The following is a 24407-nucleotide window of genomic DNA, read 5'->3' on the forward strand; positions in this document are numbered from 1 at the left end:
TCTGAGCCCTCTGAGCTGTCGTCACCCGATCAGCCCTTGGCGCACCACGGGATCGGGCAGGAACAGCCGGCAGGCACCGGGTTCGGCGAACGGAATGAGATCGAGTCCCTGCGCGCCGGGGGCGCCGAGCCGCTCCAGCATGCCCTCGACGATCCCTAGGTGGACCTGACAGACGATGGTCGGATACCGGCGGGCCGCATCCAGCAGTGGACAGCGCCGCAGCGCGATGCCGCCCCCGGCGGTCAGGCTGCCTTCGTCCGGCGCGAAGCCGAGGCGGGCCAGCGCCTCGAGCACCGACGGCCGCGGATCCTCATATTCCGCGCCGGCCTGGCCGCCTTCGTCGATGAGTTCTCGTCCCCACTCGATGCCGGCGGCGCGCGCGTCGCGCTCGGGATGGGCGCTGGTGCGAGCCAGGTGACCGGCCAGCGCCGTCGCCAGACCCGCGTAGTCGCGTACAGCGACGGCGGGGTCGGCGGCCGACGCCCGATACAACGTGGCCGGACGTCCACGTCCGAGGGCGGTCGCGGCGGCGCGCTCGACGAGCCCCAGAGCGACCATGGCGTCGAGGTGTTCGCGAACGGTGTTGGGGTGCAGGTCGAGAGCGGTGGCCGCGTAGGTCACCCGGACAGGCGCGTGCGCGCGGACATACTCGAGCACCCGCAGCCGCTGCCCGGACAAGGCCACCGGGAACCCTAGTACCGGCGTGGGTTCGGGACCCAGGACCAACAGCTCTTTTTTCACGGAATTTACTGTAGTAAATTGTCGACCGATGCACATAGGGCAATGAGTCCATTCGCGTCAGCGGAGTCTCCGGATTTTCAACGAAAGGAACCGAACATGGCAGCCAACGCCGTAATCGTCGCGTCCACAGCCGCGGATGCCGAGGCGGTCGAAGCCATCACGAGCCACCACGCGCAGCTCGCCGGGCAGCTTTCGGTGCTCACCGATGCAATGTTGTCGGCGGTCGAGCGCGGTGCGGACTTCGAGCCGGCGCGCGCCGCGGCACTGGTCTTCCTGACCGGCGAGCTGCTGCCGCACGCCGCCGCCGAAGAGGAGCGACTGTATCCGGAGGCCACCCGCACCGAGCGTGCCCGGCCTCTGGTCGAATCGATGATCGCGGTGCACCGCATCATCGGCTCGCTGGTCGACCGGATCCGCACCGAGCCGCCGGTGCGCGCAGCTGCGTGCAGCCACGCGCTGCGGGTGGTGTTCGACGCACACCTGACCGACGAGAACGAGCGGATCCTACCGATCATCGCCGCCGATCCGGAGGTCTCCCTCGTCGAGGTGACTCACGGCATGCACGAACTCCTCGGCCATCACCACTCCGCCAACGGCGCCGAGCCAGCACACACGTGCGGCTGTGGCGAATCCGACACCGATGATCTTGTGCTCGACGTTCGCCAGGTGCCGCATTCGATCCGGCACGCCACCGTGTTCGGCGCGTTCGACGCCGTTCCGGATGGCGGCACACTGGTGCTGATAGCGCCCCATGATCCGATTCCCTTGCTGCGTCAGCTCGACTACCGCGCTTCGGGCCGGCTCGAGGTCGGCTACGTGGAATCCGGGCCCGAGGCGTGGCGGCTGCGGCTGACCAAGCGGTAGGCGGCCTGGGTTCAAGTCGCCGGCGTTACGGCGTGAGCTCGCCGCCGACACCTACGAATGCGTCCCGTATTCGCGGGACAGCGGTGCTTGGCCCGTTCCGCAATGCTCATACTGTCGTTTCCCGCCGGTACGCGCTTATGACATCGGGATCGGGGTCGATTCCCAGGCCCGGCCCCTGCGGGACCGTGATCTGGCCCGCCGTCGGGGTGAGCGCATCGCCATAGATGAACGCTTCCAGATCGAACCAGCGCCACTCGATCATGGAGTCGGCGGTGCCCAGCGCAGCGGTCGCATGAAGCGCCGCGAGCAACCCAGGACCGTCGTAGAAGGAGTGCGTCATCACAGGGATGTTGTGAACGGCCGCAAGCGGAAAAACCTTGCACAACTCGGTAATCCCTCCCATCTTGGCCGGGCTTGGCTGGACAAAGTCCACTGCCCCAGCGGCCAGCATTCGCTCGAATTCCATTAAGGTGGAAGCGTTCTCGCCAGCCGACAGTGGGATGCCGGTGGCTCTGCGCAGTTCGGCGAGGCCGTCGAAATTCTCCGGAGGCCACAGTGGCTCCTCGAGAAATTTGAGCCGAACCGCCTTGAGTTCCCGAGCGCAAGCACTGGCTTCGGTCACGGTCCAGGGGCAGCCGGCATCCACGATCAGCTCTACCTCAGGCCCGGCCTCCTCGCGGGCTGCGCGAATTGCCGACATGCCCGCTTCGTGCAGCTTGAGCACGTGAAAGCCGGCATCCATTGCTTGCCGAACCACGGCGGCAACCAGCGATGGATCGGCATAGCAGGCCAGACTTGCATAGCAACGCATAGTGGTCACTGCGCCGCCAAGGAGCGAAGAGACCGGAGCGTTGGCGAGCTTACCGGCGATATCCCACAGGGCGATGTCCACCGCTGAGAGTCCATAGGTCAACGCACCGCCGCGCCCGAAAACGTGCAGCTTCTTCTGAATCTCCAGCATCAAGGGCCCGATTTGAGTGGCGTCACGGCCAATGCAGAGCGGCGCGATCAGTTCGTCGACAGCAAGCTTGGCCGAATCGACAGCGCGATAACCGAAGGCTTCCCCCCAGCCTTCCACTCCGTCGCGGGTTGTCACCTTGACGAGCAGCGAATCTGCTGCAGACAGCGTGTCGCCCCAGAGGGACGCTCCGGGCGTGCTGCCTACCTTGAGTGGGATACGCAGTGGAAGCGTCTCGACCTTGGCGATGATTGCGGCGCCGTCCGCGGCGGTGCGAGACATGCGACTATGCGCCGTCGACGAAGCCCGCACGGCTGAACGCCTCGAAAGCATCATGGGTGTGCGGAGCGAGTCCTGTTGGGAGATAGTGGATTTCGCGGGCGGTGGCGTGGTACATATCCCCGGCCATGACGTCTCCTTCGTGTCCGATTCGCGGTCAGCACCGATCAGCCCTGTTCGACCTCGTTCCCACTTCCGCTCTTGCTGATCTTTGGCGAACCGGAGTGATAGGTGACCTTGTTGTTGAGGCCCGAGGCCTCGATGGTGTCGACGGCGTCGACGGTGACGATGTTGTTGAGGCCGGAGACGTTGACCGTCGCGCAATGCCCGGTCAGCACCACGTGATTGGAGATTCCGCTGATGGTGATGGTGTTGTCGCTGCACGCAATCGTCTTGTTGTCGTTGATGCCGGAGACGATGACCGGTTCGCCCGCAGGTGCGCCCGCTGACGGTGATGGACCCGAGCTGGGCGCGTGGGTCTTGCCGGTGGGCGGCTCGGTGCCGGGCGCCGTGCTCCCGGAAGATGCGTTGGCCGAAGTGGTTTCGGTGGGCGAGCTCACGACGAGGTCGCCGTGGGCGAACTGGCGGGCGGCGTAGGCGGCGATGCCGCCGACGAGCAGCAGGACGCCGAGAATGCCGACCCCGGCCAGGATCCAGAACCAGCGCATGCCGGACGACGACCTGGGAGTCGCGCCGGGATAGGCACTCTCATAACCGTAGGACGGCGGGGCCAGCGTCGACTGCATCGGCGGCGGCACCGGGCCGGGTGGGGGTGGCGGATAGCTGTAGTCGCCGCTGTCGCCCAGCTCGTGGGCCCGGTTAGCCAGCGGCTGCTCCAGTTCCCGGATGCGGGCTTCCGGGTCATCCTCTGGGTTCATGGTCAGATGCTCCCACAGAAGGAATGCCCTTAAGCCAGCGCGGGAGAATAGGCTCGCGTCGTGCCCGAATTGCCGAATCGCCAGATCGTGTTGCGCCGCCGTCCCTCCGGGCTCGTCTCGCCCGACGACACCGAGCTTCTCACCCGCCCGGCACCGCAACCAGCCGCAGGGGAGGCGTTGCTGCGCACCACCTACGTCGGGCTGGATGCCGCCGTGCGAACCTGGCTCGACGATCAGCCAAGCTACTTGCCGCCGGTGCAGCTGGGCGAGGTGATCCGGGCAGCTGGCATCGGTGAAGTAGTCGAATCACGTTGCGACGCTTACGAAGTCGGCGACATCGTCACTACCCTTACCGGGTTTCAGGAGTACGTGATCATCCGCGACGACATCTTCAGCACACCCATGCCCGGCGAGACCGACCAGCTGGCAATCATGTCGGTGTACGGCCCGACCGGTGCCACCGCCTACTTCGGGATGACCGACATCGGCCGGCCACAGCCCGGCGAGACAGTGGTGGTCTCAGCGGCCGCGGGCGCCACCGGGTCGGTGGCCGGGCAGATCGCCAAGGTCGCCGGCGCGCGGGTGGTGGGCATCGCCGGCGGTCCGGAGAAATGCCGCGCGGTGGTCGAGGATTTCGGCTTCGACGCCTGCATCGATTACAAGAACGACGACGTGGTAGCCGGGCTCAAGGAGCATTGTCCGCGGCGCGTCGATGTCTACTTCGACAACGTCGGTGGACCGATCCTCAACGCGGTGCTGGGCCGGCTGGCGACCAAGGCGCGGGTGGTGCTCTGTGGTGTCATTTCCAGCTATCTCACCGGCGAACATCCAGGACCGGCCAACTACGTCAACCTGCTGTCCAAGACAGCGAGCATGCAGGGCTTCAATGCACTCGACCAGTGGGGCCGGTTCGACGAAGCGTTCGCCCACCTGCGGCAGTGGGAAGCCGAGGGGCGTCTCAAGCACCGTCAGACCATCTCCGAGGGCATCGATTCGTGTGTGGCCGCCCTCAACGGACTGTTCACCGGAGCCAATATCGGCAAGACGTTGGTCAAGCTGAGCGACGCAAACGCCGACCACCGAGAGTTCATCGCGCGCGCATAGACGGCGGAAGGTCAATCTGCACGCCAAATGCCCCTGCGCGGCGGCACGACCAACCCTGCTGACCTGGAGCTACGCCAAAGCGTGTCGCCAGTTTCCGCGGAACGCCAACCGGGCTGATATCGTCGCTTGCCATGCCACAGATGGACCGTCGTCGAATGATCATGATGGCGGGATTCGGCGCGCTGGCGGCCGCAATCCCGGCCCCCATAGCGGGGGCCAGCCCGTCTAAACCAGCCGCGCCCGCGGGCCCGGCACCCGTGCCGGCCGCACCGGCCGCCGGCGCCGGCGGCGGACTCATCTGGCATGACGAGTTCGACGGTCCGGCCGGCTCGGCACCCGATCCGTCGAAGTGGTCAGTCTCCAACTTCCGCACGCCAATCCGTAATCCGGTCGGGTTCGACCAGCCCCAGTTCTGGGGCCAGTACCGCAATAGTCGGCAGAACGTGTTCCTGGATGGCAACTCCAACTTGGTCTTGCGGGCAACCCACGATGGCGGCGGCTACTTCGGTGGTTTGGTTCACGGTCTGTGGCGAGGCGGCGTCGGGACCACCTGGGAGGCTCGGATCAAGTTCAACTGCTTGGCCCCCGGCATGTGGCCGGCTTGGTGGTTGTCCAACGACGACCCCGGCCGTAGCGGCGAGATCGATTTGATCGAGTGGTACGGCAACGGCACCTGGCCGTCGGGCACCACCGTGCACGCCAACCCGGACGGGACGGCATTCGAAACCAATCCGATCGGCGTCGACGGCAACTGGCACAACTGGCGGGTCAAGTGGGACGTCACCGGCATGTACTTCTGGGTCGACTACGTTGACGGCGCGGCGCCCTACTTCTCGGTTCCCGCGACCGGCATCGAGAACCTCGATGAGCCGTTCCGCGAGTGGCCGTTCAACGACCCGGACTACACCGTGTTCCCGGTGCTGAATCTGGCCGTCGGCGGTTCCGGCGGCGGTGACCCCGCCTCGGGCACCTACCCGCAGGACATGCTCGTCGACTGGGTACGCGTGTTCTGAGCGCGCTACTGCGCTGAGTCGGACAGGTGCAGGTACCAGTGCCCGTCCGCGCCCTGTTGGCAAGACCACTGCGCATAAGCACCGTCGTGGTGCGTACTCCGCACGTGCGGACCGTCGGCCTGGCAAGCGGTCATGGTCGCGTAACTGCCTTCTACCTGCATCCCTTCGGCGTTGGCCAACGCAACCGCGGTGGTGAACAACGCACCGCCGGCCGCCAATATCCCGGCAGCCACCAAGGTCCTCATTCGTGTCACCCCTTCTGGATCCGATTACCGCTAAGAATTGCCAGCCGAGGTGGCAGCGAAACTGTGACCCAGACCCGTTCGAACGTATGATCGAAAAATGGGCCGGCTGGCGTCGATCGGATACAACGGGCAGCCGCTTCGCGGTCCATTCCGTCCGGTGCGTCCGCCTGTCCCGGTGCTGATCGACCTGACCGTGCTGTTCCCCCGCGAACCGCACCGCTCCGGCCGGTATCACCCGCACGGGCTGCAATTGCACAAGGTGGTCGAGGGCGCGCTGAGTTGCTGGGGAATCTGCGAGCAAGGTGACTGGTGGGGGCTGGTGACCTACCCGGTCGACTTCGGGTCCAGGCACAAGACGGTGACGCACTGGGTACCGGCGTGGACGTTGCGTCGCAAGGCCGAGCGGCCGGCCCGGGAATAGAGTCTTTGCGTGGAGTTCCTGGTCGTGACGACCACGCACGTTCCCGAAAGTGCGTCGGCGCACGAGGTCGACGACGCGCGCCGTCGCGAAGCCGCCACCGCACGTGATCTCGCCGCGCACGGACAGCTGCTGCGGCTGTGGCGTCCGTTGCGACCGGACGGTCAATGGTGCGCCCTCGGACTGTTCGCGGCCCAGGACGGAAGCGAACTCGAAGCGTCGCTTGCCCAGTTGGTTGCCGCGCTGCCACCACGGTTCCGGCGTAGCGACGACGTCACGCCACTGGGTTCCCATCCGAATGACCCGGCTGGCTGCGGCCTCGTGGGGCGCCCCGGCAAAGGGCCGGAATTCCTGGTCACGATGACCTTGACGGTGCCACCGGGCACGCCGGCGTCCGCCGTCGCGGAGGCTTGTGCGCGTGAGGCCGCCCACGCCCGCGAGTTGGCGGTGCGCGGGCATCTATGGCGGTTGTGGACACTTCCGCTCGGACCGGACGGGCCCAGCACCCTGGGGCTGTGGCGGGCACGCGATCCGGGCGAGCTGATGGCAATCCTGGAATCGCTGCCGCTGTCGGGTTGGATGACCATCGAGACCAGCCCGCTGGGTCCGCACCCCGGTGACCCGATCCGGATGGGCTGACGCCGCCGTTAGTGTGGGGCCAATGAAACAGCGGCTGAAACAGCGGCCTTTGCGACCGACGCGCAGCATCAAAAAGATCACCAACGGATTGGGCGCGCTGGATCGCGAACTGTTCGAAGCGATCGCCGAGACCCCCACGCCACTGCTCGATCGAGCCATGCCCCCGCTCACGCGGGCAGCCGATCACTCCAAGCTGTGGTTCGTCATCGCCGGACTGCTGTCCGCGTCGGGAAAGAACTCCGCGCAGCGCGGCGCCACCCGCGGAGTGGTGTCCCTTGCGATCACCAGCCTGTTGACCAACCAGGTCGCCAAGCGAATCCGGCGGCGCCCGCGGCCGCTCTACGACTCGGTGCCGCTGATCAGACGGACCCGCCGCCACCCCACATCCAACTCGCTGCCATCGGGGCACTCGGCCAGCGCCGCCGCGTTCGCCGTCGGGGTAGGGCTGGAAAATCCCACGCTGGGTTTCGGACTGTCGTTGTTGGCCGGCTTGGTCGGACTGTCCCGGGTCGCCACCGGCGCGCACTATCCCGGTGACGTCGTCATCGGGTTCGGTATCGGTGCCGGCATCGCCGTTGCGGGGAGCCGGCTGGTCCCGCCGATCGTCGAAACCGCATTGCCGAAAACCGAACCGCTGCGGGAGGACGCCCCGGAGCGGCCCGATGGATCCGGAGTGGTCCTGGTCGTCAACCCCGCCTCGGGCAGTGGCACCGGCGCCGACGTCGCCGACGAGATTCGCGCGGAATTACCCGCAGCCGAGATCATCGAATTGGGTCCCGACGACGACCCGTTGGAAGTGCTGCGTAGCGCCGCTGAACGTGCCGAGGTGCTCGGGGTCGGGGGCGGTGACGGCACGGTGTCCACGGCCGCGGCGGTCGCCGCCGAAGCGGGTGTGCCGCTGGCGGTTTTCCCGGCGGGCACGTTCAACCACTTCGCCAAGGACATCGGCTGCGACTCCGTGGCCAAGACCGTGGCTGCCATCCGTCGCGGCGACGTGGCGTATGTCGATCTGATGTGCATGAACGACAGCCGAATGGTGGTCAATACCGCCAGCATCGGTGCGTACCCGACATTCGTGCAGGAGCGCGAGAAACTCGAGCACCGCCTCGGCAAGTCGCTGGCGGGGATGTACGCGATGATGCATACCTTGCGCAACGACCAACCGGTGCGCATCCGCTACGACAACAAGACCCTGCAGACATCACTGTTCTTCGTCGGCAATTCGCTATACCTGCCAACGGGTTTCGCACCGTCCCGGCGCACGCGCATGGACGACGGCTTGATCGACGTACGCATCCTGGAGACGGGTCGTCGGCTGGCCAAGGCCAGGATCCTGACCGCCCTGGTGTTGGGGCGGCTGGAACGCAGCCCGCTGTATCACGAGATGCAGGTGCCGGAATTCACTTTCGTCGCCGTCGACGCGCCTACGGTTGTGGCACACGATGGTGAGGTCGGCGAGGAATACGAGCAGGTGACGTTCGCCTCGAAGTACCGGGCACTGCCGGTCTTTCGCCCCCTTCCGAAGCGATGAGCATCACCGCGCTACGGCATCTTTGTCGCGGAGCAGTTTCCGGTAACCGGACGGGCCGGTGCCGAACCATCGTCGGCAGGATCGGGTGAGCACGCTCTGCTCGGCGTAGCCGAGTTCGCGCGTCAGGTGCGCTAACGTGATCGTGGTGTCGCGCAGATAGCGTTCGGCCGCATCCCGTCGCACCGCGTCGACCAGTCCTTCGAAGGTGGTCTGCTCGGTAGAAAGCCGGCGCTGCAGTGCTTTTGGGTGCAAATTGAGTTGAGCCGCGATGAGTTCCAGCGTGACCATGCCGGTGGGCAACAGCTGGCGGACCATGGTGCGAACCGATTGGGCCAGGCTCGAGTCGTGCTCGGTGATCAGGTTGAGGTAGCGAACCACGGACTGGTGGGCGAGGTGGTCGTGGTTGAGCGGCCGGCCGAGATCGGTACTGCGCAGCGTAAAACCGGATCTGCTCTGGGCGAAGTATGCCCGGCAACCGAAGTAGTCGCGGTAGTCCTTTTTCGGAGCGAGCGCGTCGTGCTGTAGGTGCACGTTGAGCGGTGTGTAGTGGGCTCCCAGCATTACCCGCATCACTCCCAGTGAGTTTCCCAGGGAAAGTTCCATCGACTGCGGTATCGGACCCAATCCCGCTACCAGCATGCGGTATTCGAAGAACGAAAACTTCGGATCGTCAAGGGGAGTGATCCGCGCGGTGAACGCCGGGCTGTAAGCCGCCATGAACCTGTCGAAGATGACGAACGCATCGGCTGCCGTCGCCGCGGTCCGGGCGGCGACACCGACCGGCCCGAGGATTTCGATGCCCTGTAACTGTGCCAGGCGGCGGCCGAAGTCTGGCGTCGCAGTGGCTATTGCGGCGGACTCGACGGCGGCAGTCGCCCTGCTGATCGGTACGAACACGTCGTGCTTACCGACATCTGAGACGCGAATTCCGGCGTCGCGCAACAGCTTTGTGGAATCGCCACCCAGCTGCCGGACGAGCGCCGGATAGTTCGACAGCGCCGTGCCACGAATGACGGCCATGTCCTCAAATGTTAAACAAACGTCCCGAAGTGTCAAGACTTGGGCGGGGTCCGTCGCGGATCGTAAAGGCAGCGGTCAACCGGCCGTCAACCCATCCGAGAGGACGAACCATGACACTGACCGTCGAACCCGCACTGATGACGACGAACTCCGGCGCGCTGCTGCCACTCGTCGCGTTGCCACAAGGCGAACTGCTGACCGTCAACGAGGCCAACATCCCGTTGATCAACGACGCACTCGGCGAAGGCGTGCACTTCAAGCCGCTGCGCCTCGACCTCGAAGCCGGCGTCTGGGTAGTGCTCGCCACCATCAAGCCCGGCGCGAGCGTGCCGCTGCACTACCACACCGGTACCGCCGAGGGTTACACCTTGTCGGGCTGCTGGCACTACCTGGAATACCCCGACCAACTGCAGACCGCAGGCTCATACCTGTATGAGCCCGCCGGCTCGGTGCACACCTTCGTCTGCCCCGAGTCCAACACCGAGGACACCGTGCTGTTCGTTCGTGTCGAGGGCGGCAACGTCAACTTCACCGAGGACGGTCAGTTTCACTCGATCGTCGACGCAGTCACCATTCGTCATTTGACCGCGACGCTGGCCGAGGAGCAGGGGCTGGGCCCGGTCGGCTACATCGCCGGCGGCGCGGCCGGCTACATCGGCGAACACGCGTAACTGCGCTACGCCGCACAGACAGGAGAATGAAAATGCAACTAATCGCACCGATGGATTGGGTGATGCTCTCGGCGGAGTCCCGAGAGCACCCCATGCACGTGGCCGGTCTGCAGTTATACCAACCGCCCCCCGGAGCCGGACCGGATTTCATCCGAGGCGTCTACGAGGCGATGCTGGCCCACCGGGAAGCGCAGCCGACGTTCCGTAAGCGTCCGGCTCAGATTCTCGGCGGAATGCCCGGCGTCACTTGGTCATTCGATGACGAGATCGACCTGGAATACCACCTGCGCCGCTCAGCTCTGCCCGGACCCGGGCGGGTTCGGGAACTGCTCGAGCTGACCTCGCGGTTACACAGCGGTCTGCTCGACCGGCACCGCCCGTTGTGGGAGACCCACCTGATCGAAGGACTGCAAGACGGCCGCTTTGCCGTCTACACCAAGATGCACCACGCGTTGGTCGACGGCGTTTCCGCCTTGGACCTGTTGCAGCGGTCGCTGTCGTCAGGTCCCAGCGACGACCAGATTCGGGTGCCGTGGGACTTGCCGCCCGCCGTCCAAGCGTCGCAGCCGACCAACGGGCCATTGGGCCGGGCCGTCGGCACGGCGAAATCGTTGGCGGGCCTTGCTCCTGCGACGGTTGCGCTGGCGCGAGGCGCTCTGCTCGAACAGCAGACGGCATTGCCGTTCCGCGCGCCACGCACCATGCTCAACGTTCCGATCGGCGGGGCCCGCCGGTGTGCGGCGCAGTCGTGGTCGCTGGAGCGGGTCAAAGCCGTCAAGAATGCCGCCGACGCGACCGTCAACGACATAGTGCTGGCCATGTGCGCGGGTGCCCTGAGGTCCTACCTGTTGGACCGAGACGCGCTTCCGGATGCGCCGTTGGTGGCGATGGTGCCGGTGAGTCTGCGCAAGCCCGGGGACCCTGCCGGGGGCAACATGGTCGCCGCGGTGCTGTGTAACCTCGCGACCCACCTGGATGATCCGGCGAAGCGTGTGGAGGCCATCAAGACGTCGATGCGCGAGAGCAAGCGGGTGTTGTCGCAACTGTCGAAGACCCAGGCGATGGCGCTTTCGGCGACGACGGTGCTCGGGCCGGCGATCCTGGCGGGCCTGCCCGGTCTCGGCGGCGCCCCGCCGACCTTCAACGTCTGTGTTTCCAACGTGCCCGGCATGCGGAATCCGCTGCACCTCAACGGTGCCCGGCTCGACGGCAGCTATCCGATGTCGATCGTGCTCGACGGGCAAGCGCTCAACATCACCCTGGCCAGCAGTGCCGATAGCCTGGACTTCGGTCTGGTGGGGTGCCGCCGTTCGGTGCCGCATCTGCAGCGGCTGCTGGGTGATCTGGAGACTTCGCTGAAGGACCTGGAGCGCGCGGTCGGGCTCTGACTCTGAGACTGACATGTCGCCGGCGAGCCCAGCAATGGTACGACTAGGAGTCATGGCAGAGCAGTCTTTTACCCCGGCCGCGGGTAACCCGAAATACACCAAGTACTACGACACCGTCATTGCGTTGCTGACGCGCGAAGGCACCTGGCGCTCCGCGGCCATCCGGCAACTCGGGCTGGTGCCGGGTGACACCGTCGTCGACATCGGCTGCGGCACGGCGTCATTGGCGATACGGATGAAGCAGCATCAGCCGGGCGCGCGGGTGATCGGGGTGGATCCCGACCCGGAAGTTCTCGATATCGCGCGTGCGAAGGTGCGCAAAGCCGGTGTCGATGTCGAATTCGTCAACGGCATGGGGGACAAGGCTGCCGAGCTGGTGGGGCCGGGAACCGCCAGCAAGGCAGTGTCCAGCTTGGTGCTGCATCAGTGCCCGGTGCCGATGAAGAAGGCGATCATCGCCAACATGTTCACGCTGCTGCGACCGGGCGGCGAACTGGTCATCGCCGACTTCGGGCTACAACGCGACGCCGTGATGCGACTGGGATTCCGGTTTGTGCAATGGGCAGACGGCAAGGAAGACACCCAGCCCAACGCCGACGGAATCCTGCCGCAGCTGATCGAGGCGGCGGGTTTTACCGGCGTCGCCGAAACAGCGGTGGTCAAGACGGTCTCGGGATCCATCTCGATCTACCATGCGCGGCGGTGACACCGGTAGCGTTGGGTGATGTTGCCCGCAAATCCAGCAAAGCCCGCCAAGGTTTTGGCAGTCGCGTGCGCGGCGGTCATCCTCGTCGCCGGGTGCAGTAACTCCAAACCGTCGGGTTCGAACCCCGCATCGAGTTCAGGCTCGAGCGCGGCGTCGAGTTCAGGTCCCGGCTCCCACACCGCCGGCCCGCCCGGTGCGCTGTTCACCACCAACGTGCCGTGGAATGTCGACATCTCCGGAGCGGCTAGGGCGGGTCGCTCCGATGCGATCATCCACGCACTGAGCGAGGCGGGCGGCTGGGGAACCGGAGGGTTGCAGACCGACTTTTCCATCCCCGTTTTCTTCGCAGACAGCAACACCCGGCGAATGCAGGTTGTCGGGACAGAGGACTATTGCGGCGGCGGACCGGACTGCGACCCCGTGCCCGCGCAGATGCCGGTGCCGGCAGGGGCCTACATCGAGGGCTCGTCAAATCTCAAGTGCGACACCACCGGTGCCACCGAAGGTCAGGAAGACTGCCACCTACTCGTCGTCGATCGCGACCAGCACAAGCTCTACGAGATCTATCACGGCAGTCAGTCCGGCGAAAACATCACAGCGCAAGCATTTTTCATCTGGGATCTGGCCAAGAGCTACCCGGAAACCCTGCGTGGCGACCAGTGCACCAGTGCTGACGCCGCGGGCTTCCCGATTGCCGCGATGACCCCGACCGCCGACGAAGTGGCCTCCGGCACAATCAATCACGCGATCCGCTTCATCCTCCCCAACGATCGGATGAAAGAGGGCGTCTACGTGCGTCCGGCCACCCACGCCGGTGGTCCGACCAGCTCCGAACCCAACGCGGCGCCCTACGGCGTGCGGTTGCGCCTGCGCGCCGACTTCGACGACTCGCACTTCTCCAAGTCCGAGAAGGTAGTCATCGCCGCGTTGAAGAAGTACGGGATGCTGCTGTCCGACGGCGGACAGGTGCCGCTCACCTTCGCCGCCGACCGGACCAGCACCAAGAAGTGGTCCGACCTCGGTATCACCGCGCAGTCCTTCAACGGCATCGGCGTCGACCAGTTCGAGGTCGTCGAACTCGGCAACGAGGTGAACCTCACTTACGAGTGCGTCCGCAACAAATAGCGAGTTCCTCGGTGAGTGCCGTGATCGCGTAACGGATCTGCTCTTCGGTGTGGCAACTGGTGATGAAGAATCGCAGCCGCGCTTTGTCTTCGGGCACCGCGGGATACAGGATCGGGTTGACGTTGATGCCGCGCTTCATCAGGGCATTGGACAGTCTCAGCGCGGTCATCGAGTCGCCGACGATGCAGGGAACGATCGGGGTGTCCGCGCTGTCGCCGGTGTCGAGCCCCGCTTCGCGGGCCAGGTTCAGAAATAGCGACGACAACGTGCGCAGCCGGTGCAGGTGGGCCGGTTCACTGCGGATCACCTGAATCGCGGTCAGCGCGGCTGCGGCGATGGTCGGTGGTATGCCGCCGCTGAAGATGAACCCGGGCGTCGTGTACTTGAGAAACTCGATCAACTCACGGCTTCCGGCAACGTAACCGCCGCAGGCGGCCAGCGCTTTCGACATTGTGCCGGACCACAACTCGACGGCGGCCCGGTCGACGCCGAAGTGTTCTCCGATGCCGCCGCCGGTCGCCCCGATCACGCCGATGCTGTGCGCCTCGTCGATCATCAGCAGCGCGCCATGCTTGTTCTTCACGTCGATGAAGGCGGGCAGGTCTGCGATATCGCCGTCCTGGCTGTAGACGCCCTCGATGACGACCAGCACTCGACGGTACTGGTGCCGGATACCGGTCAGCAGTACGTCGAGCGCCGCGGCGTCATTGTGCGGGAACGGTCGGCGAGTGGACCCGGATAGCTTGCAGCCCTGCACAATACTGTCGTGCGCGAGGCTGTCATGGATGACCAGATCGCCTTCGCCGAGCAGATGACCGATCACGGTGACATTGGTGGCGTGCCCGTTGACCAGAGCCAGCGCGTCCTCGGTGCCCAGCAGTCTGGCCAACTCCAGCTCCAGGTCGCGGTGAATGGGCTTCTCGCCGGCCAACAGTCGCGACGCCGAGCATGAGCTGCCCCAGCGGCGCACCGCGTCGGTCATGGCGTCCGCCACCGCCGGGTGACCCGACAGACCGAGGTAGTTGAAGCTGGAGAAGTTGATCACCTCGACGCCATCGATGATCGAGGTGTCGTCGGTGACGCCGTCGTTGACCACGAAGTAGGGGTTGTCGATGCCGGCCGCCGCGACCGAGGCGATTCGCGCCGCCAGTGCCTTGACCTCCTCGAAATCGCCGATCCGGGTCTGGGGGATGACGGCCGGCGCGTCAGGGCTTGGCGCGCAGTCGATTTCGTGCGCCTGTCCGCCCGCCATGGCGATCACGTCGGCGATCGTCGTGGCCGGCCCGAACATTGCGGGGTCGATCGTCAGGCCGGGAACCCGCCGCTTCAGGCCGCCGAACAGGTCGGTCACCATGATGGAGTCGAATCCAAGGTCGCCGACGATGGTCTGGCTGGTGCGTAGCCGCCGATCGGGGAACCCGCTGATCCGCGCGATCTCCGAACGCACGATCGTCGCGTTCACGTCGGGCTGCCCTGCCGGTGTGTCGCTCTCGGGCGCGGACAGCGTCGGCAGGTCGCCGCCGGCGTACGCAGCGAGCACGGCGGCTTGTTCGCGGAACAGCGAGATGAGGTTTTCCATCGTTGCTTCCCTGGAGGTGGTGGGTGTGCTTGCGTCTTGCCGGATCCAGAACCGGTTCGCGGTGCTGAACTGGTAGCCGCGCAACCGGTGAGCCACTTGGGCGTGCTTGGGATAGAGCAACTCCCAGTTGGGATTCAGTCCGTCGCGGTAGAGCGCGGCGACGGTCTCCGGCATACCCGTCGCAACACTGATCCCCGGTGGAGCGTTGTTGTGGGACCTTCGGATCATCGGCGCAAGTGTTGCCCGGGAGCCGAATTCGACGAGATGCGTCGGTTCGGCATGCATTGCTTCGGTAGCCGCGTCGGCGAAGCGGACCGTTGCCCCGACATGGGCGACCCAGTAGTCGGCGTCCATCGGTTCGTCGTCACCAAGTAGGCTGCCACGCAGTGTGGAATAAATTGGGAATAAGGGCAATTCGTAACTGCACTGCGCGGCCACGGTGGCGAACTGCTCAACCATCGGCTCCATCAACCGTGAGTGGAACGCATGCGACACATTCAGCCGGCGCACCTTGATCCCGGTCTCGGTCAGCTTGCGCTCCGCTTCGTCAATGGCCTTTATCGCACCGGACAATACGATCTCGTCGGGTCCGTTCACCGCGGCGAGATCCAGTGGTAGCCCGGCGACGGCCTCGACGCTGGCGCGCACCGCGAGCATGCCGCCGCCGACGGGCAATTGCTGCATCAGGCGACCACGCGCGGCGACCAGTCGGCAGGCGTCGTCGAGGCTGAACACCCCGGCGACGGCGGCGGCGGCGTATTCGCCGATGCTGTGGCCCAGCAGCCAAGCGGGCTCGGCGCCAAGCTCGATGAGGGCATGTGCCTGGGCGTACTGCAGCGCGAAAATGGCAGGCTGGGCGAACTCGGTTTCGTTGACTCGGTCGTCATCCATCACGTCGCGGATCGGCAGTCCGAGGTGCGGCAGCAGCGCGGTCTGGACCCGGTCGAAAGCATCGCGGAAGACAGCGCTGCTCTCATACAGTGCCGTTGCCATGCCGGGGGATTGGGTGCCTTGACCGCTGAACAGCCAGCCCGCCGACATCACGCCGACGGTCCCGCTCTCCGCGTTATCGCCACGCAGGACCGCCAACGTCTCGGCGCGATCGGTGGCGATGATAGCCAGCCGTGCGGGGCCCCGAGCTTTGATCCGGTTGCTCGACCAGCACAACTGATCCAGTGGCGCGGTGCTGGCCGCGATGTCGTCAGCGAGGCGAGAAGCGTTGCGGCGCAGTCCCTCCGGTGAGTCTGCGGCAAGGGTGAGAATGCCGGCGCCTGCTTCCATGGTAGACAGCTCGGTCTGGACTGCCGCAACGCCATTTGCCGGACGGGCCAGCACCACGTGAGAGTTGGTGCCGCCCAGGCCGAAGCTCGACACGCCCGCATACACGGTGCCGTCCGGCAGTTGCAACGGCTCGGTGAGCAGCCGCAGTCCACCGGCATCCAATCGCAGCTGCGCGTTCTCGGTGTCAGCGAAACGCGACGCCGGGACCACACCGTGGTGCAGGCTCAGTACGACCTTGATCAAACCGGCGATGCCGGCCGCGCCCTCGGTGTGGCCGAGGTTGCCCTTGATCGATCCGATCGCGCATGGCTGGTCGCGTCGCGAACGATGTGCGTGGGCAAGCGCTTTGGCTTCGATCATGTCGCCCAACAGGGTGCCGGTGCCGTGTGCTTCGACGAAAGTGAGCTGTGCCGGCCGGATTCCGGCGACGCGGCATGCCGCATCCGCGACCTGCTGCTGCGCCCAGCGATTCGGCGCGGTGATGCCGTTGCTGCGACCGTCGCTGTTGACCGCGCTGCCTTTGATGACGGCGTAGACCGGCAACCCGGCGGCGACCGCGTCGGCCAGCGGCAACAACACCACGGCGGCAACGCCCTCGCCCCGGCCGATGCCGTCCGCCTCGGCACTGAACGGTTTGCACCGACCGTCGGGCGCGGCCAGGCCGGCTTGGGTATAGAAAGCGTTCAGTGCCGGAGTGAGGGTGAGATTGACACCGGCGGCGATCGCCTGGCCGCACTCGCCGTTTGCGAGCGCCTGCGCAGCCAGGTGCACCGCCACCAACGACGACGAGCACGCGGTGTCCACCGCCAGACTCGGGCCCTTGAGGTCGAGTTGGTAGGACAGACGGTTGGCCGTCATGAAATAGCCGTTGCCGGAACCACTTTGCGCGGTGATTGCGCGGTAGTCGCGCATATGCAGGTGGGCCCATTCGTTGGCCATCACGCCGACGAATACCCCGGTGTTCGAGCCCGCGAGCCCGTGCGGATCGAGGGTCGCGTCTTCGATTGCACGCCAAGCGGTTTGCAGCAACAGGCGCTGCTGGGGATCCATCTCCTGCGCTTCGCGCGGGGTGATGCCGAAGAAGTCGTTGTCGAATGCGTCGGCGTCGGCGATCAACCCACCGCTGCGATGGTTGATGGTGCCGTCGGCCTGTAGGTCGGCGGCGTTCCAGCGTTGCGCCGGGATCTCGTCGATCGCGTCCGCGCCGTCGAGCAATAGTTGCCACAGCGCGGCCGGGTCGGTTGCCTTCGGAAAGCGGCAATCGAGACCCACAACCGCGATGTCGGTCATCTACGCGACCTCTGCCTGCTCCACTGTCTGCTCCGCGAGGGCCTCGGTGAGGTATTCGGCGATGTGGGCAAGGGTAGGGTAGTCGAAGATCAGCGTCGGGTCGACGTCAAGGTCGAAATGCATTTCGATTTCGCCGACCAGGCTGACCGCCTGTACCGAGTCGACGCCCATGTCGGCCAGCGGAACCATCGGGTTCAGGGCGCTGGCGGGGACGTCCAGCGCGGCGGCCAGCCGACCGGTGAGCCAGCGTAGGTTCTGACGATTCTTGACATTCATGGTGTGCTCCTTAAACAGATGACATCGGAAGTTCGGACTTCAGGTACGCGGCGCGCATCGAGGCGCGCTGCACCTTTCCGCTGGTGGTGAGGTGGATTCCGCCGCGGTCGACGAACACCACTTCGGGGGCGGGGACGTCGAAACCGCGTGCGACGGCACGCTTGACCGTGGTGGCGAGTTCGTCGTGGGTGACCTCGCCGAGCGAGCCGTTCTTCACGGCTTGGATCAGCACTAGTCGCTCGGTGTCGTTGACGTCGACGGATATGGCGACGCCTCGGGAACCGGCCAGCGCCGGATGCACGGTCTGCACGAACTCTTCGATGTCCTGCGGGTAGAGGTTGCGACCGTTGACGATCAGGAGGTCTTTGCGACGACCGGTGACGTACAACTCGCCGTCGTGCAGCAACCCGAGGTCACCCGTGCGCAGGTAGGGGCCGGCACCGTCGACGGTGTGTGCCCCGAACCGCTCGCTGGTCTCCGCGGGACGGTTGTGGTAGCCGCTGGCGACGCTGCGGCCGAGCAGCCAGATCTCGCCGACCCGACCGTCGGGAAGGTCTTCGAGGGTGTCCGGGTCGACGATGCGCACGTCGATACCCGGGCCCGGCGCGCCGGAACTCACCAGGCTGACCGAGGGCCCCTCGGCAGGCTCGTAGCGGTTGCGTTCCAGGGCTTCGGCGTCGGCGTCGAGGAAGCGCGGGACGCCGCGACTGACGGTGGCCAACAGGGTTACCTCCGCCATCCCGTAGGCGGGCCGGACCGCCGAAGGTGCGAATCCGGCCGGAGCCAGCAGGTCCTTGATCCGCTCCACGGTGTGGCGGCGGACGGGCTCGGCGCCGTTGAGCGCGACCTGCCAGCTGGACAGATCCAGGCCGAGAAGTTGATCCGGGGTTACCCGACGTGCGATGAGGTCGTAGGCGAAATTCGGTGCGGCCGCGTGAGTACCGCGGTAGTCGCTGATCGACTTGAGCAGCCGGATCGGCTGTTTGAGGAAGGCCAGGGGAGACATGCTCACCAGGTTCGCGCCGGCGAAGAACGCCAGCATCCCGCTCACCAGGCCCATGTCGTGAAAGTGTGGGATCCAGCCCACCACAACCGAATTTGTGGTGACATCCAGTGCGCTGGCGATCGTGTTCTCGTTGTTGAGCACGTTGTCATGGGTGACGGCAACGCCTTTGGGGTCACCGGTCGATCCGGAGGTGTACTGCAAGAACGCGACGGTGTCGGGCGCACTGGGCGGCATCGTCCAGGTTGCCGGGTCGGCCAACGGCGATTGGTCGGGGGAGTCGATGGCTATGCACTGGACCGGCCGGTCGAGGCCGAGGCCGTCGATGCCGGCAGTGAGCGCGCTGTGCAGGTTCGCCGTGGTCAGGACGAGGGTGCTGGCTGCGTCGCGCAGGATGCCCGCCACGCGCATCAGGCTGCGTTCGTCGTGGGGCAGCGGTGCAGGGACCGCGACGACGCCGGCGTAGATGCAGCCCAAAAACGCTCGCCAGAACTCGACACCGGGCTCGAACAGCAGTAGCACGGGCCGGGTTGCCTCCGGCCGTGAACGCAGCCACACCGCGATTTCCCGAGCGCCTCGGTCGAGATCGCCGAACGTGGTGGGTTCTTCGACCAGGTGCCGCCCGGACTCCTTGAGGAAGATGAAGCGCCTTGTCTCGGAATGGCTTTCGAACTGAGCGTGAAAGCACGAAGCGAGGTTCGAGTGCCCGGCGTGGGTCGCCACACTGCGTTGCAGCCCGGTGTTGGGGTGCAGAGCCCTGATCGTCATGGAATGACTTTGGGCCGCAAGCCTTGTGACTTTCTAAACGGTTCCTTGAAGCCCGCTTGTCTCACATAAACGAGGCGTACATGCGGCCGCCGTACAGCTGGCGTGGCGTCTGGGGCACATTGTCGAGCGGGCCCGGCGGCGGCGGTGTGGACATTTGCAGCCGCAGGATCCGGCCGCCGATCTGAACGTATGCGCCGGGGCGCCAGGTGGTGTGCTCCCACGGGGTTAGCCGAGTCCAACCCGGCTGTGCCGGTTCCCGCATGTAGACGCCGTTGGTGGAGTCGCGGTCGACGATGGTCACTTCCCCGTTGAGGATGCGGACTTCGGCGTGAGCCCGCGACATCAGGCCCGCCGGGTCGTCGATGCACACGGGCCGCAACCCACGTTGGTCGGCATCCGAGCCGCGTGGGTCGCGGCCGATGACGCAGTCCCGCTCGATCTCGAAGCGCGAATTGTCGTCCAGCGCAACCCATGCCGTCGGCCACGCCGAGTCGGCCCGCGGCTGCGGAACCACCGGCATCCGTCCCGAATTGCGCCCGAGTGCCGCAGCTTTCGATGACCAGAGGACGGCGCCCTGTCCCGGTACGGTTCCGCTGACGAGCTTGTAGACGCCGTTAGCGTCCGCCCAGGGCCGGGGCCGCTGACCGAAGTCGTCGACGGTGATGACCGTCGCCACCGCGGGTACCGGCACCGAGCGGTGCACCAGGCGTCCGCGGCCGTGCACGAGTGTGCGCCCGGCGCCGTCGTCAAGTGCGACGGTGACGCTGCCGCACAGCAGTATCTCCAGGCCCGTTGGGGTGGGCATGACGATGCCGACGTCGACCAGAGTGTGCGTCCACGGTTGGCGCGCGATCTTGGAGAAGGCGCTGACCAACCGTTGCGGGTCGGTTCGCCGGACCATCTCGGCCAGTGCCGCCAACTGCTGGGCGGAGATCGATTGGTCGGTCAGCGGCGCTCTATCGCGGTGCGCGACAACGATAATGGTGCCGTTGACGTTGGCCACCAGATGTTGACCGGGGATGACCTCGATTTCGGTGGGGGCACTGGCCGGCGTGCGTTCGACGTACTCCTGGGCCGCTTGCCTGGCCGCCTGCACCGCCGCGTCCGGGGCCGGTTCTGGGGCCGGTTCGGCCGTCGGTGCGGCGGCCGCGGCGGCGGCGGAGGCGGGCACGACCACCGCCTGGGCCTCGGCCTCGGGCGCGGCTTCGCTGATGCCGATCCGGTCGTGCAGCCACCGCAGCGGAGCAGGTGCCCACCAGTTGAGATCGCCGGCCAGGCGCAGAAACGCCGGCACTACGACGGCGCGGATGATGGTCGCATCGATGACGACGGCCAGCGCCGTGCCGATGCCGAACATTTTCATGAAGGACAGTCCGTTGGCGAACGAAACCAACGTGATCGTCAACAACAGTGCGGCGCTGGTGACGATTCGCCCGACTCGGCCCAAGCCGATGACGGTTGAAGCGGTGTTCGACAAGCCGGAATCGCGGGCTTCCTTGATCCGGCTGAGCAGGAAGATTTCGTAGTCGACGGACAAGCTGAACGCGATGGCGCACAGCAAAACGACCATGGACAGGTTCAGCGGCGCGGGAGTGATTCCCAGCAGCGCGGCCAGATGCCCTTCCTGGAAGACCCACACCATGATGCCCAGAACCGCGCTCAGCACAAGCAGATTCAGGCTCAGGGCTTTGACCGGAACCACCACGCTGCCGGTGAACAGGAACAGCAGGATGAACGTGGAAACCGCGATCAGGGTGATCGCCAACGGAAGCTTGCTACCGATGGAGGATTGGCTGTCGATCAGCGTGGCGGTCGGACCGCCCACCTCGACCTGGCGGTTGGTGATCTTGGCGCGGATGTCCCGCACCAGATGTTGAGCGGTGTCCGAGTCGGCCTGGACCGACAAATAGACGACGGCGTAGCTGGGCCCGGCTACCGCGGGCGTCGGTCCGGCCGCCTGGCCGTGTTCGAACCTGCCGATCGGACCGTTGATCATGACGACGCCGTTCATGCCCGACACCTCGGGGGCCAGGTTCTGTAGCACCTGGGCGTCATTGCGGGTAACCAGTGTGATCGCCTGCGACGGGTCCAGCGGGAAGTCCCGCTGCAGTGATTCGGCCACCAGGCGCGCGCTGGAGTTCGTCGGCAACGCGCGTTCGTCGGGCGTGGCGAACTCCACCTTGAGGAAGGGAACCCCGAGGCCCAACAGCAGGGCCACGACCGGTAGCGCGTACAGGACGGGCCGGCGCGTCACCACTTCGGCGAAATGCCGCCAGAACAGGGAGTCCGCCGACGGCGGAACCTTCCGGCGGATCACCGAGAAAGAGTCGACGCGCTTACCGAGCAGCGCCAGCAGCGCGGGCAGGACGATGATCGCGGTGAACGCCGACAGCAGGACGGTGGCGGTCGCGGCCAAACCGACGGACCGCAGGAAGTAGGTGGGAAAGACCAGCAGGCTGATCATCGCCAGGGTTACCGTCGCGGCGCTGAACAAGATGGTGCGACCGGCGGTGACGACGGTGGCGATGACGGCCTGCTGGTGTTTTTTTCCGTTGGCCAGTTCCTCGCGGAATCGCGAGACCATCAGCAAGCCGAAGTCGATCGATAGGCCCAGGCCGAATGCGGTTGTGACAGTGAGGGCGTGCACCGACACGTCGGTGATCGTCGTCATCAGCAGCAACACCGACAGGGTGGAGACGATAGAGACGATACCGACCACCACCGGCAACACGGCGGCGATCAGGCCGCCGAACACGATCACCAAAACGGCCAGCGAGATGGGCACCGCGATGCTCTCGCTGGTCTTGAGATCGCCCTTGACCTTGTCCCGAATTTCCTGCTGCACGCCCAGAGCGCCGCCCGCACGGACGGTGACGTCGCTGTGGTGGGGCAGGTTCGCGATGATCCGCTTTGCCGTATCGGCGGCCTCGTCCGCGGTTCCGCCGACGTGCACCAGGATCAGCCCGGAGCGGCCGTCCTTGCTGCGCAGGTCGTCGGCTCCTTCGTCACCGAAGGACCTGGTCACCTTGGCTTTCGGTTCGGCCGCGACGACGCGCAGCACCTGGTCCTTGACCGCCGCAACCTCGGCGCTCTCGACGTTGCCCTCGCGCGGCAGCAGTTGGACGACCAGATTCGCGGTGGTGCCGAAATGCTGGTCGAGGAATTCGTCGGCCTGCGAGGACTCCGAGTTGGGGTCGGTGTTTCCGCCCGTACCCAGCTTGTCGGACACCGAACCGCCGAGCACGACGCTGATGGCCAGCAGGACCAGGACTGCGGCGAGCACCAGTTTGGGGCGGCGTACGGAATTCTCGGCCAATCGCCTCAACATGTCAGCTGCCTTTCCCCCCGTGATCGTCGCACCTGCGCAGCGTGTCGTGAAGGGCTTGGCGCTTTCTAAATGCGAGATCGCTTGGAGTTTGCCAGTCAGTTGTGCGGCTCACCGGCCAACCACAGCCGGACCAGGCAGCGCCGTGCCTCCACCTCGGCCGCATCGACGAAAGCGCGCCGGTTGTGCAAAGTCACGTGGTTGTCGGCGAACAGCACGTCCCCGGGCGTCAGGGTGAATTCGACGAAGTTGTCGGGGTCGTTGAGGGCCTGGTCGAAAGCGTCGAGCGCACGGCGCTGACGGTCCGTGAGCGGCTGACCGCTGCGGTAGTGGCCGAGTTCGATGTGCAGGCGGTTGTAGCGGATCTGCACGCCGTCGGGGGTGTCGGTCAAGACGGACCCCGTGGTGATCGGGTCCTCGCCGGGTTGTGTCTCGTGGGACCGGTCGAAGCAGAACTGCCCGTAGAGTTCGGTCACCAATTCGGGGTGGGTCTCCAGCATCTTGTTGTAGGCGGTGTGGCCACTGACCATGACCGACTCGCCGCCGGAGACCCCTTTGCGCAGGCACAGCAGGCCCAGCACGTCGGGGCGGCTGCCCGCATAGGCGCAGGCCGAGTCGGTGTGGAAGATCAGCTCCGAGTTGGTTTTCGAGCCCCGGGCCTCGCCGACCGTCTGTCCGGTGTCTTGGACCAGGTAGACACGGTCGCCCTGCCGGTTCTGCGGCTGCGGTGCGCCCAGGTAGGTGCCCAGGCCCCAGTAGAGCATCGAGGCTTCCTCGTCTGACCATCCGTCGAAGGAAAGGCCGCGCAGCACGCAGAAACCCGGTCCCAGGCGCAGGCACTGGCGGATCCCGCGGGCGATCTCCACCAACTCGAGCGCCTGGAAGTCCGATGCCTGCACGGTGTCCAGTCGCCGTCCCTTGCGCCGCAGTTCGTCGCGGATCCGCAGGCAGGCTGCGGCCTGGCGCGGGTTGACCGCGATCATGTAGTCCCACGCGCTCATGCTGGCGTTGTTCCACACGGTCGGTCCGGCTATCGAGCGGCGAAAGTTCAGCCGTCGCTCGCCTGTCCTGTTTGCTGATGTAGTAAGCATCCCCTCGTCCCCTCTCAACTGGTTCAGGTGCTTTCAGTGAGTTTCATATGAGTCTGACGACCGCTGCTTGGCAAATTCTTGGAAGGGCAAACCTGCAGCTCAGGGGTGGAAAATACGGCGTTGAACGCACGACTGAGCCGGCGCCGCAACGGGGTAAAAAACGATTGGGCGCCGGCGATCGGGAGAAGTCAGGCGGCGACGGCGGGGGAGTTTG

General features: G+C 65.8%; 21 protein-coding genes. 10 read left to right on the forward strand and 11 right to left on the reverse strand.

Going from position 1 to position 24407, the window contains the following annotated elements; all coding sequences use genetic code 11:
- Nucleotides 1-21: 21 nt before the first annotated feature.
- Entirely contained in the window at nt 22-741 is a 720-nt protein-coding gene (locus tag A5634_RS18645; protein WP_065145507.1) for a helix-turn-helix transcriptional regulator, read from the reverse strand.
- A 96-nt stretch (nt 742-837) separates the two neighbouring features.
- Here A5634_RS18645 and A5634_RS18650 point away from each other — a divergent pair, with 96 nt between their 5' ends.
- Nucleotides 838-1605, forward strand: a complete 768-nt coding sequence (locus A5634_RS18650; protein ID WP_065145530.1) for a DUF2249 domain-containing protein — start codon at nt 838-840, stop codon at nt 1603-1605.
- Between the two features lie 106 nt (nt 1606-1711).
- Here the strand turns inward: A5634_RS18650 and A5634_RS18655 are convergent, their stop codons facing one another.
- Genes A5634_RS18655 through A5634_RS18660 form a run of 3 tightly spaced genes read right to left on the reverse strand, consistent with a single transcriptional unit; the run spans nt 1712 to nt 3720 of the window.
- Nucleotides 1712-2845 carry a mandelate racemase/muconate lactonizing enzyme family protein gene (locus A5634_RS18655; protein ID WP_065145508.1) on the reverse strand — a complete coding sequence of 378 codons (1134 nt, stop codon included), beginning with the start codon at nt 2843-2845 and terminating at the stop codon, nt 1712-1714.
- A 4-nt stretch (nt 2846-2849) separates the two neighbouring features.
- Nucleotides 2850-2972, reverse strand: a complete 123-nt coding sequence (locus tag A5634_RS30005; RefSeq protein WP_301337116.1) for a hypothetical protein — start codon at nt 2970-2972, stop codon at nt 2850-2852.
- Between the two features lie 37 nt (nt 2973-3009).
- Nucleotides 3010-3720, reverse strand: coding sequence for a DUF3060 domain-containing protein (locus tag A5634_RS18660; protein ID WP_065145509.1), 711 nt, complete (start codon nt 3718-3720; stop codon nt 3010-3012).
- A 60-nt stretch (nt 3721-3780) separates the two neighbouring features.
- Here A5634_RS18660 and A5634_RS18665 point away from each other — a divergent pair, with 60 nt between their 5' ends.
- Together A5634_RS18665 and A5634_RS18670 are read left to right on the forward strand one after the other, a co-directional pair.
- Entirely contained in the window at nt 3781-4824 is a 1044-nt protein-coding gene (locus A5634_RS18665) for an NADP-dependent oxidoreductase (protein ID WP_065145510.1), read from the forward strand.
- Nucleotides 4825-4964: 140 nt separating this feature from the next.
- Nucleotides 4965-5837 carry a glycoside hydrolase family 16 protein gene (locus A5634_RS18670; RefSeq protein WP_253861738.1) on the forward strand — a complete coding sequence of 291 codons (873 nt, stop codon included), beginning with the start codon at nt 4965-4967 and terminating at the stop codon, nt 5835-5837.
- 5 nt (nt 5838-5842) lie between these two features.
- Here the strand turns inward: A5634_RS18670 and A5634_RS18675 are convergent, their stop codons facing one another.
- Nucleotides 5843-6082, reverse strand: coding sequence for a hypothetical protein (locus A5634_RS18675; protein WP_065145512.1), 240 nt, complete (start codon nt 6080-6082; stop codon nt 5843-5845).
- A gap of 97 nt (nt 6083-6179) precedes the next feature.
- Here A5634_RS18675 and A5634_RS18680 point away from each other — a divergent pair, with 97 nt between their 5' ends.
- The 3 genes from A5634_RS18680 to A5634_RS18690 are packed head-to-tail and all read left to right on the forward strand — an operon-like array spanning nt 6180 to nt 8670.
- On the forward strand, nt 6180-6503 hold the full coding sequence (locus tag A5634_RS18680; protein ID WP_065145513.1) for a hypothetical protein: 324 nt from the start codon (nt 6180-6182) through the stop codon (nt 6501-6503).
- A 9-nt stretch (nt 6504-6512) separates the two neighbouring features.
- Nucleotides 6513-7139, forward strand: a complete 627-nt coding sequence (locus tag A5634_RS18685; RefSeq protein ID WP_065145514.1) for a muconolactone Delta-isomerase family protein — start codon at nt 6513-6515, stop codon at nt 7137-7139.
- Nucleotides 7140-7161: 22 nt separating this feature from the next.
- Nucleotides 7162-8670 carry a bifunctional phosphatase PAP2/diacylglycerol kinase family protein gene (locus A5634_RS18690; protein ID WP_065145515.1) on the forward strand — a complete coding sequence of 503 codons (1509 nt, stop codon included), beginning with the start codon at nt 7162-7164 and terminating at the stop codon, nt 8668-8670.
- Nucleotides 8671-8673: 3 nt separating this feature from the next.
- Here A5634_RS18690 and A5634_RS18695 read toward each other — a convergent pair whose 3' ends face one another.
- Nucleotides 8674-9690 (reverse strand): AraC family transcriptional regulator, encoded by a 1017-nt coding sequence (locus A5634_RS18695; protein ID WP_065145516.1) that lies wholly within the window; start codon nt 9688-9690, stop codon nt 8674-8676.
- A 110-nt stretch (nt 9691-9800) separates the two neighbouring features.
- Between A5634_RS18695 and A5634_RS18700 the strand changes: the two genes are divergently transcribed.
- From A5634_RS18700 to A5634_RS18720, 4 genes are read left to right on the forward strand one after another with little or no spacing between them, the layout of a single operon-like run.
- The gene (locus tag A5634_RS18700; protein ID WP_065145517.1) at nt 9801-10361 is read left to right on the forward strand and encodes a 2,4'-dihydroxyacetophenone dioxygenase family protein; all 561 of its coding nucleotides are present in this window, start codon (nt 9801-9803) and stop codon (nt 10359-10361) included.
- 32 nt (nt 10362-10393) lie between these two features.
- The gene (locus A5634_RS18705) at nt 10394-11749 is read left to right on the forward strand and encodes a WS/DGAT/MGAT family O-acyltransferase (RefSeq protein WP_065145531.1); all 1356 of its coding nucleotides are present in this window, start codon (nt 10394-10396) and stop codon (nt 11747-11749) included.
- A 52-nt stretch (nt 11750-11801) separates the two neighbouring features.
- Nucleotides 11802-12455, forward strand: coding sequence for a class I SAM-dependent methyltransferase (locus tag A5634_RS18710; protein WP_065145518.1), 654 nt, complete (start codon nt 11802-11804; stop codon nt 12453-12455).
- Between the two features lie 18 nt (nt 12456-12473).
- Nucleotides 12474-13580, forward strand: coding sequence for a hypothetical protein (locus A5634_RS18720; protein WP_155769613.1), 1107 nt, complete (start codon nt 12474-12476; stop codon nt 13578-13580).
- On the opposite strand, the gene A5634_RS18725 is transcribed toward A5634_RS18720, so the two are convergent.
- The 5 genes from A5634_RS18725 to A5634_RS18745 all read right to left on the reverse strand — a co-directional run bounded on the left by A5634_RS18725 (nt 13552) and on the right by A5634_RS18745 (nt 24103).
- Nucleotides 13552-17730 carry a type I polyketide synthase gene (locus A5634_RS18725; RefSeq protein WP_065145521.1) on the reverse strand — a complete coding sequence of 1393 codons (4179 nt, stop codon included), beginning with the start codon at nt 17728-17730 and terminating at the stop codon, nt 13552-13554. The two genes, A5634_RS18720 and A5634_RS18725, sit on opposite strands and share 29 nt — an antisense overlap.
- The gene (locus A5634_RS18730) at nt 17731-18006 is read right to left on the reverse strand and encodes an acyl carrier protein (protein ID WP_065145522.1); all 276 of its coding nucleotides are present in this window, start codon (nt 18004-18006) and stop codon (nt 17731-17733) included. It lies immediately after the preceding gene.
- A 10-nt stretch (nt 18007-18016) separates the two neighbouring features.
- Nucleotides 18017-19777, reverse strand: coding sequence for a fatty acyl-AMP ligase (locus tag A5634_RS18735; protein ID WP_081290519.1), 1761 nt, complete (start codon nt 19775-19777; stop codon nt 18017-18019).
- A gap of 61 nt (nt 19778-19838) precedes the next feature.
- Nucleotides 19839-23105 (reverse strand): MMPL family transporter, encoded by a 3267-nt coding sequence (locus tag A5634_RS18740; protein ID WP_065145523.1) that lies wholly within the window; start codon nt 23103-23105, stop codon nt 19839-19841.
- Nucleotides 23106-23200: 95 nt separating this feature from the next.
- Nucleotides 23201-24103: a TauD/TfdA family dioxygenase gene (locus A5634_RS18745; RefSeq protein ID WP_172831739.1), complete on the reverse strand. Its 903-nt coding sequence runs from the start codon at nt 24101-24103 to the stop codon at nt 23201-23203.
- Nucleotides 24104-24407 lie beyond the last annotated feature (304 nt).

This window comes from Mycobacterium asiaticum, from assembly GCF_001673365.1.
Classification (GTDB): Bacteria; Actinomycetota; Actinomycetes; order Mycobacteriales; family Mycobacteriaceae; genus Mycobacterium; species Mycobacterium asiaticum_A.